The sequence below is a fragment of the Haloarcula salina genome, from assembly GCF_049603855.1.
GTDB lineage: Archaea > Halobacteriota > Halobacteria > Halobacteriales > Haloarculaceae > Haloarcula > Haloarcula salina_A.
The window spans coordinates 2,566,880-2,581,735 of record NZ_CP187146.1; the positions used below are offsets into that span (position 1 = coordinate 2,566,880).

Consider the following 14,856-nt stretch of genomic DNA (forward strand, 5'->3'; position numbering starts at 1 on the left):
TTTGACGATCGCTCGACCACGTTAACTACTATCATGAGTAGTAATATCACAACGTGGGAAGTCGCGTAACTCCGCATATTCAGCCGCTACTCGGAGAATTAGGCGCCAGTCGAACTGGAATAATCGTAGTCACCAGTGCTGCCCGGTTGGACGGCAGGCCACCGTTGTTTATTCACGATAAACAGAATTCCAGTCGGAGAACACGCACCGTGCCCACCACAGACAGCTGTCGGCTACGGACGAGGCTGTGCAGTCAGCAGAGCGTCCTCTCCGGGAAACGGAATCCGTTGCCGGGCGACCGCCGTCGTTACGCTTCGCGGATCCAGACCCGCATCGGGTTCGGTCCCCGGTTGTTCCAGGCGAAGTACGGCACGGCGGTGATCGGAGCCGTCGTCTCGTCGGTCTCGTCGGCCGGGCGGTAGAGTTCGTCGTCCCAGTCGTCTTTCGAGGGGACGGTCGCCGTCCCGTCCAGGGTGACGACCCCCTCCAGGAGGCCCTCGCGATGCGTCACGTCGAAGTTCGTCTCCGGATCGATCTCGTAGTGGTACAGCGGCCGCTCGTTGTCGACGCCTTCGAGACAGTACACCAGCGGGCCACGCTGAAGGGCGACGCGGCCGATGTCGGCCTCGACGTTCGGATGCGCTTCGAGCACCTGCACGTCCATCTCGAATTCGGCCTCGATCCGGTCGTCGTCCCAGGTCCGCTCGATCGTGACGTACCCCGCGTCGGCGTCGACGTCGATCGGATCCCCGTTCACGGAGACAGACGCCCCAGAAGACCACTCGGGAACGCGGAGACGGACAGCGAACTCCGTCGGCTCCGACGCCTCGACGTCGATCTCGACCGTTCCTTCCCACGGGAAGTCTGCCGTCTGCGTCAGCGTCGTCTTCGTCCCATCGACCGTCGGCGTCGCCGTCCCCGAGACGTACTGGTTGACGTAGAGCCCGTCGTCGTCGACCGCGTAGAGGTACCGTTCGAGGGACGCGAGCAGGCGAGCGATGTTCGGCGGGCAGCAGGCGCACTCGAACCAGCCCTCGCGGTCGTGCTCGCCGTCGCTCTCCAGGACGTTGTCGTAGAAGAACTCGGTCCCGTCGAGCGAGACGCCGACGAGGACGGCGTTGTAGAGTTGTCGCTCGATGAGGTCGGCGTACTTCGCTGCCCCGGTCTCCTCGAACAGGCGCTGGTTCCAGAAGATGCTCCCGATCGCCGCACAGGTCTCGGCGTAAGCGGTGTCGTTCGGGAGATCGTAGTCAGTCGTAAAGCGCTCGCCGACGTGCTGGGACCCGATCCCACCGGTGACGTACATCCGCTTTTCCGTCATGTTCCGCCACAGCAGGTCGAGGTGCTGGAGGAGGTCGTCGTCGCCAGTCTCGGCGGCGATGTCCGTGGCCCCGGCGAAGTAGTACATCGCCCGGACAGAGTGGCCTTCGACGGCCTCCTGCTCGCGCAGCGGGGCGTGAGCCTGGGCGTAGCTGCCGTCGTACTCGCCGTCTTCGAGGAAGACGGTCTCGGCCTGCCCGGCGATACCGTTCTCGCTATCGTCCGGGTCGTACCCGGCGATCTGTTCGATGTTCTCGAACTCCCAGGCGAGTCGGTCGTCGTGTCCGCGCAGGTCGACGAAGTATTTCGCCAGGTCCCGATAGCGGGGCTCGCCGGTCACGTCGGCGAGTTCCATCAGGGCGAGTTCGATCTCCTGATGGCCGGGAACCCCCTCGATCTCGTCGCCGAACGTCCGGTCGATATGATCGGCGAAGTCGATGGCCACGTCGAGCAGCGACTCCTTGCCGGTCGCTCTGTAGTGGGCGACGGCCGCCTCGATCAGGTGGCCCGCACAGTACAGTTCGTGCAGCATGTTGAGATTCGTCCAGCGCTTCTCGGGCTCCTCGAGTGCGAAGTAGGTATTGAGATAGCCGTCCGCTTGCTGGGCGGTCGCGATCAGATCGATCACGCTGTCGACGCGACCATCGAGTTCGGGGTCGTGGTGATTGGCGAGCACGTAACTGGCCGCTTCGATCCACTTGTAGGCGTCAGAATCCTGGAACCACATCCCGTTGTGGTCCCCCTCCTCGCCCGCGCTGGCCCGGCGGAAGTTCTCCAGCGTCCCGGACTCCTGTAGTTGCTGGTACTGGTACTCGATGGTCTGCTCGCGGTTCACCTCGCGGCGCTGTTGCCAGAAGTCGTCGGCAATCTGTACACTCCCGATTGACATCGGCTTTCGCTGCTCACTCATCAGTTAGATTCGATTAAGCAGACAATATAAATCTTTCTGAAGTATCAAGATATGTCATAATCGGCACGCCCCCGGGAACACGCGTCGCACCACACCTCATCGGGGAGGACGGAGCGCAAGGTACGCTATCAGTTCGGCGGCGGGAGTTCCTCAGGGAGATGTTCGCGTGTCTCTGTGCGGTCGCTCGCGCCGGAAGCGCAGACGTGAATCCCTCGGTGAGCGTGCCCCGAATTGAACATAAAAGAAAGATTTATAATGTAGTATTGTGACGTTTCAGATTGCATGCGAAATATTAACAGGCGACGGCTACTGGAGGGTATCGCAACGGCGGGGACAGTCGGTCTGGCCGGCTGTCTCGGCGGGAACAGCAGCGGAAGTTCGGACGGCTCGAGCTCCGGCGCGGTACAGATCACACTCCGGGAGCGGGACGACCCGATGGCTGCCTACGAGCCCGGATTCAACGAGGCCCACGAAGACATCGAAGTGACCGCGAGTATCCAGCCGCCGGAGGAGAAGTACCGGTCGCTCATCTCGGAGATCAACGCGGGAAAGGCCCCCGAAGTGGTCGGCCTCGACGTGATTTACCTGCCGCGGTTCGTCCAGCTCGGGGCACTTTCGGATCTCGGGTCGTTATACAACGACCTCGGGCACGACGACTACTTCGATCCGCTGACCCCCGATTTCACCACCTGGAACGACACGGTACACGCACTCCCGTTCTGGATCGACTGCAGCGTCTACCTCTACAACAAGGCCCACTTCGAGGAGGCCGGGCTCGACCCCGAAAGTCCGCCGGAGACCTTCCAGGAGTTCATCGACGCGTCAAAGGCGATCAGGGACAACACGGACTACACGCCCCTGTCACTCAACCTGGCTGGATCGAACTCCCTCGGGCTGGAGCTGTTCTTCTTCATGCCACACGTCTGGGCCGGCGGCGGCAAACTGTTCAACGAGGACATGACGGAGTGTCTGATCGACCAACAGCCCGCGATCGACGCCGTCAACTTCTTCAAGACGATGGTCGAAGAAGACCTCTGTACGGACCCGACCTCGAACGACACGTGGACGCTGCAGTCGTTCATGAACCAGGAGACCTCGATGGCGTACTCCGCGGGGTTCGTCTCCCACATCAAAGAGCAGTCACCGGAGGTCTGGGACAACATGGCCACCGCGATGTTCCCCAAGCCAGAAGGGGGCACCCAATCGAGTTTCCTCGGCGGCAACAGCGTCGTCATTCCGAACGGAATTGCCGAGAACGAGGAGAAGTTCAGCGCCGCCAAGGAGTTCATTCGCTGGTCCCAGTCCGAGGACGGCATGCGGACGACGGTGGAAGACATCGGGTACCTGCCGCCGCGACAGAGCGGCCTCGAAACGGACTACGTCGAGGAGAACAGCCACCTGTACGACGCGTTCACCCGGGCGATGGAGCAGGGCCACGCCCCGCCGATGCACCCGAAGACCATCGAAATGCAGGATCCCCTCAACAACGCGCTGGCCCGTGCGCTGCTGGGCGAGCAGGAAGTCGAGGCGGCGCTCTCCGAGGCTAAGTCGAAGATCGACAAGATCCTGCAGGCTTAATACGTGCCGGCAACGAGGTCCTACAACACCAACATATGTCAGAGATACAAGAGAGGTTGATCGGGACGCTACCGGTCGATACGTCCCAGCTAGACTGGCGACCGTACGTCTACCTGCTCCCCGCGTTCGTGATGGTCGCCATCTTCCTGGCGTATCCGCTCGTGGATACGTTCCTCCTGAGCTTCCAGGAAGTCGTCACCCTCGGCGGAGAGACGAGGTGGGTCGGGTTAGACAACTACGTCGCCGTGCTGACCGATCCGCTGTTCTGGGTCGCGGCCAAGAACACGCTCATCTTCAGCGTCGGAATGATCATCGTCCCGCTCGTGCTCGGACTCGGGCTCGCGATGGTGATCAATCGCGGTATCGAGGGGCGCTCGTTCCTCCGATCGCTGATCTTCGTCCCGGTCGTCGTCCCCATCGTCGTGGCCGGGATCGTTTTCAGCTGGCTGCTCAGCCCCAACGGGCTGGTCAACTGGATCCTGACGACCGTCGGCATCATCGAGGAACCGGCGCGGTTCCTGAACTCGGTGAGTCTCTCGCTGCCGAGCGTGATGCTGATGGTCGTCTGGAAACGGACGGGGTACTACATGGTCATCCTCCTCGCCGGACTCCAGGGACTGCCCGACGACGTCTACGAGGCCGCGAAGATCATGGGGAAGTCACGCTGGGCGATGTTCCGTCACATCACGCTCCCGCTGCTCAAGCCGGCGATCCTCATCACGCTCGTCCTCGGGATCATCGACACCGTCCGCGCGTTCGCGCACGTGTACGTCATGACCGGCGGCGGGCCCTCGAACTCCAGTGAGATCCTCTCGACGCACTTCTATCAGGTCGCGTTCGGGTACTTCAACTTCGGGAAGGGTGCCGCGTACGGGTTCATCCTGTTCGGCATGGCACTCGTGTTTTCCGTCATCGCGATCAAACTCTCGGGAGGGACGGAAATATGAGCGCCTCGGACGCACTCGCGGGGGACAAGGACGGAATCCCGTGGGAGCGACTCGCGCGCTACGTCGCGGTCTCGCTCGCGGCACTGTTCGTCCTGGTTCCGCTCTACTGGATGGTCGCGACGAGCCTGAAAGACCCCTCGCAGATCGGGATCTTCCCGCCCAACCTCGTCCCGAATCCGGCGACGATCCAGCCGTACGTCGAGGCGTGGGACACCGGTCCGTGGGGACAGTGGTTCCTGAACACGATGCTCATCAGCGGCGGGGCGACCGTGGTGACGCTCGCCATCGCGACCCCCGCCGCCTACGCGCTCGCGAGGTTCGACTTCCCCGGCTCGAATCCCATCTACCTGTTGTTCCTGGGACTGCTGATGGTCCCGGCACAGATTCTCCTCATTCCGCTGTACAATCTGCTGTCGAGCCTCGGACTCGTCGACACGCGGCTGGGACTGATCCTCGTCTACAGCACGTTCTTCCTGGCGTTCTCCATCTTCCTCCTGCACAGCTTCATGACGAACCTGCCGGAGAGTCTGGAGGAAGCGGCCAGAATCGGCGGGATTCCAGAATGGATGATATTCTTCAAAGTGATCCTGCCGCTGGTGAAGTCCGGACTGACGGCGACGGGAATGCTGATCTTCGTCTTCACCTGGAACGAGTTCCTGTTCGCACTGACGTTCCTCAAGTCCGAACAGCTCTACACCATCAGCGTCGGGCTGCAGACCTTCCAGGGTATCCACGGGGCGACCGTCTACAACCAGCTGTTCGCGATGAGCACGCTGGCGACGCTACCGGTCATCATCCTGTTCGCCCTGTTCTCCGAACAGTTCATCGAAGGAATTGCGGGCCTCGAAATGAAATAATCACAGCAAGATAATGGAAATACAACTACACGACATCACGAAACGGTTCGACGAACTGGTCGCGGTCAACGACCTGTCGATGACGATCAGGGACGGAGAGTTCCTGACGCTCGTCGGCCCGTCGGGCTGTGGCAAGACGACGACGCTGCGGATGATCGCCGGCCTGGAGACGCCCACCGATGGCGTCATCGAGTTCGGTGGCGAAGACATGACGTACTCGTCCCCTCAGGAACGCGAACTCGCGTTCGTCTTCCAGGCGTACGCGCTGTACCCCCACATGTCGGCGCGAAAGAACATGTCGTTCGCGCTGGAACACACCGACGTTCCCGAAGAAGAGATCGAACAGCGGATCACCGAGACCGCTTCGATGCTCGGCATCGAGGAGCACCTGGACAAGAACCCGCCCGAACTCAGTGGCGGCCAGCAACAGCGCGTCGCGCTCGGCCGGAGTATCGTCAGGGACCCCGAGATCTTCCTCCTCGACGAGCCGCTCTCGAACCTCGACGCGAAGCTGCGCGTGAAGATGCGCGCGGAGCTCCAGCAGCTCCACCGGGAGATCCAGACGACGACGATCTACGTCACGCACGACCAGGAAGAGGCGATGACGATGTCGGATCGCGTCGCCATCCTCAACAACGGCGACCTCCAGCAGATCGACACGCCGGAGGTCGTCTACTCGCAGCCGGCGAACCGCTTCGTGGCCGGGTTCATCGGGAGCCCCTCGATGAACTTCATCGACTGTCGGTTCGACGAATCGTCCGGGACGATACAGACCGGCGCGTTCGCAATCGACGCGCCCAGCGACGTCTCTGGCGACGCCGCGACGCTCGGTGTCAGACCGGAGGAGATGACCATCGTTCCCGCCAGCGACGGGGACTTCTCGGCAGAGGTCACCGTGTTCGAACAGATCGGCGCGTACAACATCATCCACCTGTCGGTCGACGGCCTGGACGAGGGGATCGTGGCGCAAGTCGACGGGTCGAAGCACTTCGACGCCGGCGACGTCGTCGGCGTCGAGATCGACCCGAAGTACGTCCACCTGTTCGACGCCAGTGACGAGGCCGTGTACAATCCGCCGCTAGCGTCCGAGGAATCCACGGCTCTCGCGTAACAGTCGGTTCAGTTCGATCGTCGCGGACGGCCCGGAAATCGCCGGTTCCGGATCGCCGGGCCCCCAGGCAACTCCCGTGGCCGAAACAGTCGAGCGGGTAGTTTCCCGTGAGCGTCCGCGCTCCCGTGCCCGAAGACAAGACAGTATTTTCCAGGAGAGTCATCTCCCTTCTCCGAGCGAGTCGTCCCATGGACGACGGTCGACCAGCAGTCCCATCGGCGTGGCGCCGTCTCGGGCTTTCCAGCCCTGGGCTCCGAACCGGAGCAATCCGTTCGCTCCCGTCGCCGATAGAGTTTAGTGACACGTATCCAAGTCTCTACGCAAGGACAAACCCGTGCTCAAATCGAACGAAAAACTGTTTCGCATCGTCGAACTGCTCCTCGAGAACGGCAGTTCCGGCGTGACGGAGCTTGCAGAAGCCACGCCATACCACAAGAGCACCGTGTATACGCACCTCCAGACGCTCCAGGAGCACGGATTAGCGTTCAAGTCCGACGGGAAATACCAGCTGTCGCTCAAGTTCCTCACGATCAGCGAGCAGATCAAGAATCAGCGACCGGTCTACCAGCACGGCCACGAGGAAATCGACAGCCTGGCGAACGAGACGGGCGAGCTATCGTATCTCGCCGTCCCGGAAGACGACGTGGTCACGATACTCCACTACGCGCGAGGCGAGAAAGCGACGCTGTCTGTCACAGCCGGTGCGACGGTCCCGATCACGGAGCATTCGGTCGGCAAAGTCCTGCTGGCCTTCCGATCCGATACCACCGATCCCGAGACGGACGAACACCTGTCCGCGGACGTGGTCGTGGATTCGGACGAGGACATCTCGAAGGCGCTAGAGGAGGCGCGACGCAACGGATTCGTCATCTCGACAGAGCGCGACGGGAGCGGGCCCTCCATCGCCGAACCCGACCAGTCGGGTCCCCGTTCGGAGTCCCACCTCACGGACGTCCAGCACACGACGGTCGCTGCTCCGGTCCTGGACGACGAAGACGAGCCGCTCGCAGTCGTCGCCGTCACCGGGCTGTCGAAACGCATCAACGGCGAGTACCAGGAGCGGATCTGCCAGCAGGTGGTCCGGGCCGCCGCCGTCATCGAGCGGAAGCTGGACGTCGAGCAGACCGTGCCCGCGTCGAACCGCGACTGAGTGAGTCAGGCGAGACGCATCCAGACCACCATCGACGTCGGACCGCGGTTGTTCCGGGCGAAGTACGGGATCGCGGTGAACTCGGTCGCTGATTCCGTGATCGATCCCAGCGACCGGTACAGCGTGCCTTGCCACTCCTGCAGGTCCTGAACGGTCGCCGCTCCCTCGAGAACCGTCATGCCGTCCAGGATCGAGTCGGTGTCCCGGGCGCTGATCGAGTCCGGGTCGGAGAGGATGAGGTGCTGGACCGGCTGTGCGTTGTCGACGCCCTCCAGACAGTAGACGAGCGGCCCCCGGCACAGCGCGGCGAGCGATCTGTCGCTTTCGACCTCGGGGTGTGCGACGACCGCGTTCGGTTCCATCGCCAGCGAGATCTCGACGCGATCACCGTCGTGCCACTCCCGTTCGAGCGTCGCGTAGCCGTCGGTCGGTTCCACGGCCACCGGCTCGCCATCGACCGTGACCTCCCAGCGCTCGGCCCAGCCGGGAATGCGGAGCCCGAGTGCGAACTCCGTCGGTTCGTCCGGGGAGAGTGCGACCGTCACGTCGCCGTCCCACGGATAGTCCGTCGTCTGTTCGACCGTCACGCCGGTCCCCGAGACGGTCGTTTCGACGGTGCTGCCCACGTAGAGATTGACCAGGAGTTCGTTCTCGGACCGAGCGTAGATGTACTTCCCGAGCGACGCGAGCACGCGAGACAGGTTCGACGGACAGCACGCGACGTAGTACCACTCGTTGCGGTGATAGTCTTCGTCCGTCTCCAGCGGGTTCGAGTAGCAGTATCGTCGCCCATCGAGTGAGACGCCCGACAACAGGGCGTTGTAGAGGATGCGTTCCAGAACGTCTACGTACTCCGCCGCCCCCGTCAGCTCGAACATATGCTGACTCCAGAAGATCGCACTCGCTGACGCGCAGGTCTCGGCGAAGGCGTCGTCGTTGGGGAGGTCGTAGTCCTCGGTGAACATCTCGGCGTCCGGGCTCGAACCGATGCCGCCGGTGACGTACATCCGTCGAGTCACCATGTTCTGCCACAGGCGTTTTATCGCAGTAAACAGTTCCTCGTCGTCGACCTCCTGCAGGTACGCGGCGACGGCGGCGTAGAGGTTCCCCGCCCTGACGGCGTGTCCCTCGACGCGCCGCTGCTCACGAACGGGCTTGTGGTCCTGCGCCCAGAGGCCGTCGTACGCGCCGGACTCGTCGCGCAGCGTGTCCTGATACCCGACGACGGACCACCCGCTCTCCTTTTGCTCCGTGCTGAGCGAGTCTCGCTCGATCATCCGTTCGAGCTCCGGCAGTTCGGCCGCCAACGGGGACGGGTCGCGACCGCGCCGGTCGATGAAATAGCCCGCAAGATCCAGATACCGCTCCTCGTCAGTGACCCGATAGAGCCGAACGAGCGCCAGTTCGATCTCCTCGTGACCCGGGATCTTCTCCTGTGTATCCGGGCCGAATCGCTCGTCGATGTGGTCGGCCAGGTCGCGGGCGACTCGCAGTAATCGATCGTCGTCGAGCGCGCGAGAGTGGGCGACGGCGGCCTCGATCAGGTGCCCGGCGCAGTACAGCTCGTGCATCATTGTGAAGTTCGACCACCGGCCCGCGTTGTCCCCGAGCATGAAATACGTGAACAGGTACCCGTCGTCCGCCTGGGCCTGCTCGATCAGCGAGCAGACGGTGTTGACCTTCTCTCGAAGGGTCGGCATCTCGTCGGTCGCGAGCGCGTAACTCGCGGCCTCGACCCACTTGTAGACGTTCGCGTCGATGAAGGGCGGCCCCTCGAACTCACCGCCGGCCTCCCCGACGACGCGACGGAAGTTGTCGAGCGAACCGTTCGCCTGGAGGTGATCGTACTGATGGTCGAGGGAAACGAGATCGTTCGTCTTCAGACGCGGTACCCAGAACGAATCGCGGATCTCGACGGCGTCGAGCGCAGGTGACTGATATCGCCCGGTCATACTCACTTGCAAGCCGTCGTACAATAAATAACCGGCAGGGATACACCGGCCACCTCCGACGGCCACCCCCGGCGCCGATCGACCCACGGTGAGAGTAGTCGAACCGCCGACGATCGGGATCACCCCGCTGTCCGACGTCATTTCAGGATAGCCGACAATTCGGCCCACTGCATCGTGTGCGTTTCAAATATCCGAAAGTTATTTGATGCTGGTTTTTGCATATGAGTGTGCCATGACAGCAGATGGCAGTGAAGACGCGTCAGGTAGTCGCATCACCCGTCGAACGCTTTTGAAATCAGGGACGCTCGGTCTCGCGGGAGCAGCGATCGGAAGCCCACTCGTCACAAGTGTCGGCGAAGGGTCACCACAACAGACAGTGACAGTCGACGTAGGTAAGTCGACACAGGAGGCGAACTACAACGCCTCGGGGTTCCTCTACGGACTGAGCGACGACGGTCAGGACCCATCGGACAAGTGGCTGTCCCCACTCAACGCGGGCCTGTTCGTCGGCGGCGGCGCCCGCCTCGACGGCGGCGCCTGGGCCAAAGGCGGCGAGGACGGCTACGAGACGCGGTGGGAGATGGTCGAACAGCAGTACGAGCGCGTGACCACCCTCGATAGCGACCCCGAGTACGTCATTCGGATCAGCGACCTCTGGGGGGCCGACGCCGTCACCGTCGTCGACGAGGACGACCCGTGGCCGGGCGACGGCGGCGACTGGGACAGCTGGGACGCCCTGCTGGAGCGGATCGTGTCGGACGTGAAGGCGTCGGACATGAACCCCGAGGAGATCCAGTTCGAGATCTGGAACGAACCCAACTACGACCTGTTCTGGAACCGCTCAACCGAGCGTTTCCGGGAACTGTGGCGACGCGGCGTCCGCAAACTCCGGACCCTCTATCCACAGGCACGGATCGTCGGGCCGAACTACACGCACCTGCTCCCGGACCTGCGGGACCGGTTCGTCGAGTGGCTGGAGATGACGATCGAGTCCGAGACGGTCCCGGACATCATCAACTGGCACGACCTGCAGGAGTGGAACGACCCGGTCGAGGACGCCGAAGCCATCCGCGAAATTCTCGACGAGCACGACCTCGACCTGCCTCTGGAAATCAACGAGTACCTCCCCATCTCCCAGTTGAACGCGGGCTACAACGCGTGGGACATGGTCCGAATCGAAAAGTCGGACGTCGAGTACGCGTCACTCGGCGTCTGGACCGCCTGCTGTGATTCGCCCCAGCTGGTCGGACTGCTCTCCAGTACCGACGACGGACCGACACCGTCCGGTCGGTGGTGGATCTACGAACGGTACGGCTCGATAACGGACCAACTGCTCGCGACGACCGGCAGTGCGGACGTCGACGCCGTCGCGGGGACGAGTTCGGTGTCACAGAAGGGCGACGCCGTCCAGGTGATACTGGGCAACCGAGGGTACACCGGAGACGTCGGAGTCGCGCTCGAAAATCTCGACACGGATTCGGTCGAGTTGTCACACGGGAACCGGATCGAAGTGACAGTCGAGCGCATTCCGAGCGAGGACATCGTGGAGTCCCCCGAAACTGTGAAACACTACAACGTCACCGCCTCGACAGCAGCACACACCATCACGATTCCGTGGGACGACCAAACCAACGCCTATGCAGTGACACTCGAACCACCTTCGTCGCCGAATAGCGCCCCGCCGGGCGTAACCCTCTCACACGAGACCGGGGATGAGGAAATCGAGCCCGGAACCAGTCGAGATGTAACCGTTACAGCAACAAACGTCGGTCAGCGAGCGATAAACGACGCCGAAATGAAGGTTGATTCTCCTGACGGCTGGACTGTCACCCGTGAATCGTCCGCCCGAGGAACCATCCCGCCCGGAAAGACGACGGAGGCGTCGTGGGAGATTACCGCGCCGGCGGACGCTTCCCCCGGCGAGTACGAGTTCGGCGTCGAACTGACCTACGGCTGGAAGGGGAACGAGACCGCCACGACCACCAACGGGTGGACGTGGGCGGTCCCGCTGGATCCCGTGCCCGAGGGGTACGACACGTTCGCCTCGACGGAGGCGGAGTTCGGGTCGATCGACGGCGAGACCTTCGTCGTCGACGCCAACGGCGCGGACACGTTCACCGGCGACGACGAGTACGGCACGATATACCCATCGGCGGACCGCGCCGAGCAGACGAGCACCGTCGTGGCGAAAATCGAGAGCCACGAGGAGGCGGGGGCCTATTCGAAGGCCGGAGTCACCATCCGAAACGACATCACCGGGGCCGGCGAGTCGCCGGGCTACGTCGCGATGGTTGCCATGCCCAACCGCGTCGAGTTCGAGTGGGACAGCGACGGGAACGGGTATCTCGACAGCGCAACGAACGTCGAGACGTCCCCCACGTATCCCTGCTGGGTAAAACTCGAGAAAGACGGCACCTCGTTCGTCGGCTCCTACAGCACCGACGGGTCGAACTGGACCGAAATCGGGTCGGCCACCGTCGATACCGCGAATGATACCCAGGACGCGGGGATGGTCGTCTGTTCCGTCTCCGAGAGTTCGCTGAACGAAGCCAGATTCGGCGAGTTCGACATCTCGTAGGATTCGGCCGCTGCAGTCGTCCGGGAACCGATTGGCCACGTTTTCAACCCAGTATGTGGTGTAGTGGTCACCAGTCCAGTGGTACGCTCCCGTCGGACCGCCCGCATTCCGTGCAGATAGTGCCGACGAGTATCCGCCAGTCAGTATCGGTGGACGATCGGCCGTCTAGGCGAAGGTCCCCCTGGTCTACGGCCTGCGTAATCGCGTTGCCACGTTCGTGGTTCTGATCGCGGGCGAAACGGGTAGCGGTGAGAACGTTTGCGTCGACTTGCCCGACCGGCCTTCCCGTACCAGGCGGCGTGTAGTGACTGCAGTGAGGGCGGTCGTAGTCGTCGAAAAGAGGCGGGCGTGAAGCAGGTCGTTCGTGGCGGAATCTTCGGCGGTCCCAAGAGCGCAGCTCTTGCGCAGCCCATCAGAATGACTATGCCATTCTGAGGACGGCGTACAGCCAGCGGACGGAAGACACCATGCAAAAGACACGACTGGGTGTCTGTGTCCGACAATCTATCCCTGAGAACGGCCATAACAATCAAGGGCGCGTGTAGGTGATGTAGGGCAGACACGTTCGATGGATGCCGAAACCGAGGAGCAAGCTGGCGATGAGACTGCTGATGTAGCCCAGACAGGCGGCCTCGAAGAGGCGATTAGCAAGAAACTCTTACCGAGATGGATTCGCCGCCGCTACGCGGCGAAGTTCCTGCTTTCCATGCTCCTGATCGTGGTTATCATCGCCAGTGTCGGCGTCCTGAGTTTCGTCCAGATCCAGAACATTATCGAGAACGACGCCGAGGAGACGCTCCGTTCGACTGCCACGCTGCAGGCGGATTCGGTCTCCGAGTGGCTCGACGGGATGCGGATCCGGACACTCGCCGTCGCATCGTCAGACGTCTACGCTGGGCGGAACACAGACCGGATCCGCACACATCTTCAGGAATCAAAGGAACTTGGCGGAGGGGACGTTGTCGGTGTCCATTACGTCGACTCCGAGACCGACACTATCGTCACGAGCACGAACACTCGCTACGTGGGCCGCCACCAGACAGCGATCAGTCCGGCCGTAACGGGACCAATTAGCGAGGCAACGAACGGCACAGCAACCGTCGCCTCGTCGCAATCAGCGTACTCGCGTAGCGGCGACATCCAGATGGCGTTCGCCAGCGAGGTCAGCAGTGGTCACGGAGTCGTCGTTGTCGTCGGTGACGTCGCCAAGGATTTCGAACAGCTCCACAGAAGTCGGAGCGTCGTCAGGACGGAGGTCCTCGACACCGACGGACGAGCAGTGCTGTCGCCGCGACGAGACTACACTACCGAGCTAGCCGAAACGACAGCGTTCGACGAGGCAGTGGCTGGCCGAACGACGATCGCCGAGCAGGGAGACGAGGTCAGCGGGATCGCTCCCGTGCCGGACACGAACTGGGTCGTCACGACCACCGCCCCCAAGGCAGAGCTCTACCGGGCCAGCAGTACTGTCGGCCGGAACGTCGCCGTCCTCATCACGAGCTCGCTGGTCGCTCTCGGTGCCGTTGCGATCGTCCTTGGACGGCAGACCGTTCTCCCGCTCGTGCGACTTCGGAAACGGGCCCAAGAGATGGAGAACGGCAACCTCGACGTGAGCCTGTCGACCAAACGGGAAGACGAGATCGGGCGGCTGTTCGACTCTTTCGGGAATATGCGCGACGCCCTGCGCGAGCAGATATCCGAGGCCGAGCGTGCCCGGGCCGAAGCAGAAGCGTCTCGGCGGAAGCTCGCGAGACAGAATCAACGCCTCGACCACTTCGCAAGCACCGTCAGTCACGACCTGCGGAACCCGCTGACGGTTGCACGAGGGAACCTCGAATTACTCAGAGACCGGATCGGCGGAGATCGCGACAGCGAAGACGCCAGCGGTGAGAGCGCACGCGAAAATTTCCTCGACAATATCGACCGTGCCCACGAACGCATCGACACGATTATCGACGACGTCCTGACACTGGCACGCGATGGAGAGCACATCGAGGACACGACGCCGGTCGAGCTACAGACGGTCGCAACGGATGCCTGGAGCACCGTCGACACCGCCGAGGCGACGCTGACCGTCACGGGAACTCGAACCGTTGCCGCTGATCGAGAACGCCTCCGACGGGTCCTCGAAAATCTCTTTCGCAACGCCATCGATCACGTCGGCCCGGAGACGGCCGTCACGGTCGGACTCACAGCCGATGGTTTCTACGTCACTGACGATGGGGAGGGTATTCCAACCGACGAAGTCGACGATATCTTCACGTACGGGCACACGACGAGTGAGAGTGGAACCGGCCTCGGCCTCTCGATCGTCAAGACGATCGCCGAAGCCCACGGATGGCAAGTAACAGTAGCCGACGACGACGATGCCGGGGCGACGTTCGTCTTCTCGAACGTCTTCGAGGAAGATTCGACCTGATGCCGAGACGCTTCTGACACTGCGACGAATAGAG

The 14,856-nt window shown here is 62.5% G+C and carries 9 protein-coding genes and 1 pseudogene; 7 read left to right on the forward strand and 3 right to left on the reverse strand.

From position 1 onward, the window contains the following. Nucleotides 1-307: 307 nt before the first annotated feature. On the reverse strand, nucleotides 308-2,230 hold the full coding sequence (locus tag ACOZ4I_RS13140; protein ID WP_424000252.1) for a glycoside hydrolase family 127 protein: 1,923 nt from the start codon (nucleotides 2,228-2,230) through the stop codon (nucleotides 308-310). 282 nt (nucleotides 2,231-2,512) lie between these two features. Here ACOZ4I_RS13140 and ACOZ4I_RS13145 point away from each other — a divergent pair, with 282 nt between their 5' ends. From ACOZ4I_RS13145 to ACOZ4I_RS13165, 5 genes are all read left to right on the forward strand, one after another. Beyond that, nucleotides 2,513-3,808 (forward strand): ABC transporter substrate-binding protein, encoded by a 1,296-nt coding sequence (locus ACOZ4I_RS13145; protein ID WP_424000254.1) that lies wholly within the window; start codon nucleotides 2,513-2,515, stop codon nucleotides 3,806-3,808. A gap of 35 nt (nucleotides 3,809-3,843) precedes the next feature. Then, nucleotides 3,844-4,755 (forward strand): carbohydrate ABC transporter permease, encoded by a 912-nt coding sequence (locus tag ACOZ4I_RS13150; RefSeq protein WP_424000256.1) that lies wholly within the window; start codon nucleotides 3,844-3,846, stop codon nucleotides 4,753-4,755. Further along, on the forward strand, nucleotides 4,752-5,612 hold the full coding sequence (locus ACOZ4I_RS13155) for a carbohydrate ABC transporter permease (protein ID WP_424000258.1): 861 nt from the start codon (nucleotides 4,752-4,754) through the stop codon (nucleotides 5,610-5,612). The genes ACOZ4I_RS13150 and ACOZ4I_RS13155 overlap by 4 nt, the downstream gene beginning before the upstream one ends. Before the next feature lie 10 nt (nucleotides 5,613-5,622). Beyond that, nucleotides 5,623-6,723 carry an ABC transporter ATP-binding protein gene (locus tag ACOZ4I_RS13160; protein ID WP_424004810.1) on the forward strand — a complete coding sequence of 367 codons (1,101 nt, stop codon included), beginning with the start codon at nucleotides 5,623-5,625 and terminating at the stop codon, nucleotides 6,721-6,723. 334 nt (nucleotides 6,724-7,057) lie between these two features. Next, a complete protein-coding gene (locus ACOZ4I_RS13165; protein WP_424000260.1) occupies nucleotides 7,058-7,873 on the forward strand; it encodes an IclR family transcriptional regulator in 816 nt (271 codons plus the stop codon). Between the two features lie 5 nt (nucleotides 7,874-7,878). Here the strand turns inward: ACOZ4I_RS13165 and ACOZ4I_RS13170 are convergent, their stop codons facing one another. Next, entirely contained in the window at nucleotides 7,879-9,825 is a 1,947-nt protein-coding gene (locus ACOZ4I_RS13170; RefSeq protein WP_424000262.1) for a glycoside hydrolase family 127 protein, read from the reverse strand. A gap of 376 nt (nucleotides 9,826-10,201) precedes the next feature. Between ACOZ4I_RS13170 and ACOZ4I_RS13175 the strand changes: the two genes are divergently transcribed. Then, nucleotides 10,202-12,403 carry an NEW3 domain-containing protein gene (locus tag ACOZ4I_RS13175; protein ID WP_424000264.1) on the forward strand — a complete coding sequence of 734 codons (2,202 nt, stop codon included), beginning with the start codon at nucleotides 10,202-10,204 and terminating at the stop codon, nucleotides 12,401-12,403. Nucleotides 12,404-12,694: 291 nt separating this feature from the next. Here the strand turns inward: ACOZ4I_RS13175 and ACOZ4I_RS13180 are convergent. Next, nucleotides 12,695-12,793 (reverse strand): annotated as a pseudogene (locus ACOZ4I_RS13180) (IS6 family transposase); the annotation flags it as partial. A 178-nt stretch (nucleotides 12,794-12,971) separates the two neighbouring features. Between ACOZ4I_RS13180 and ACOZ4I_RS13185 the strand changes: the two are divergent. Then, nucleotides 12,972-14,822 carry a sensor histidine kinase gene (locus tag ACOZ4I_RS13185; protein ID WP_424000266.1) on the forward strand — a complete coding sequence of 617 codons (1,851 nt, stop codon included), beginning with the start codon at nucleotides 12,972-12,974 and terminating at the stop codon, nucleotides 14,820-14,822. Nucleotides 14,823-14,856 lie beyond the last annotated feature (34 nt).